Annotated in this window: 1 protein-coding gene; it reads left to right on the forward strand. The window is 71.2% G+C overall.

The annotated features are described in order from the left end of the window. The first annotated feature begins 190 nt into the window (after positions 1–190). Positions 191–829 carry an SDR family oxidoreductase gene (locus tag BN2279_RS09760; protein ID WP_059008315.1) on the forward strand — a complete coding sequence of 213 codons (639 nt, stop codon included), beginning with the start codon at positions 191–193 and terminating at the stop codon, positions 827–829. Positions 830–914 lie beyond the last annotated feature (85 nt).

Raw genomic sequence — 914 nt, forward strand, 5'->3', positions numbered from 1 at the left:
TCTGTCTCGTACCTCTGCGTGAGGTTCGTGATTTGCAGGGCATACGGTATTGTCTTTCGATGTTTTCTTTCATTAAACTCCGAGCCCCCCGCAGGACCCTCCCCCCTCCCCTTCCCTCGCCCCCGACAGAGGGGTAAAAGCCACGGCCCCCCCCCCGCCTCCGTCCCGGCCGGGTAGCCGGGGCACCGCCATGACCGTGCCCACGGCCTCGGTCGCCGTCACGGGTGCCACCGGCTTCCTCGGGCTGCGCCTGACCGACGAGCTCCTGCGCCGCCACCCGGCCGTGCTGGTCCTGACCCGGCCCGGCGCCCGGCCCGCGACCGGGCGGATCGCCCGCTTCCTGGAGGCCACCGGCACCTCCCGGGCCGAGCTGCGGCACCTGCCCGCGCGGATCGAGGAGATCCCGATCGACCTGGGCCGCCCCGCCCTCGGGCTGACCGGCGACGCGTTCCGCCGTCTCGCCGACCGGCTGGAGACGCTGTGGCACTGCGCCGCCGACACCTCGTTCGCCGCCCCCCGCGACATCACCCACACGGTCAACGTCGAGGGCACGCGCCACCTGCTCCACCTCGCGGCGGCCGGTGAGCGGGCCCCGCTGTTCTGCCACGTCAGCACCGTCGCCGTCGCCGGGGCGCGCCGCGACGGCACCGTCCTCGAACACGAGCTGGACGACGCGCACGGCTTCCAGACCGCGTACGAGCGGTCCAAGTTCGAGGCGGAACGGCTCGTGCGGGCCTGGGTCCGCACCCACCGCCGTCCCGCCGTCGTCTTCCGGCCCAGCGGGCTGCTGACCCGGCTCGCCCCCTACCCGGGCGCCCGTCCCTTATAAACCTCCCCCAGCCCCCCGGACAGGCAGCAACCCCGTAAGCCGTCTTCTGCTTGAAAAAAAAAACACAATGAAACAGAACAAAAAA

The organism is Streptomyces specialis (assembly GCF_001493375.1).
Taxonomy (GTDB): Bacteria; Actinomycetota; Actinomycetes; order Streptomycetales; family Streptomycetaceae; genus Streptomyces; species Streptomyces specialis.

What these genes read in the sequence shown, in the direction of transcription:
- BN2279_RS09760 (WP_059008315.1), top strand. Translation starts at nt 191, where the DNA reads ATGACCGTGCCCACGGCCTCGGTCGCCGTCACGGGTGCCACCGGCTTC.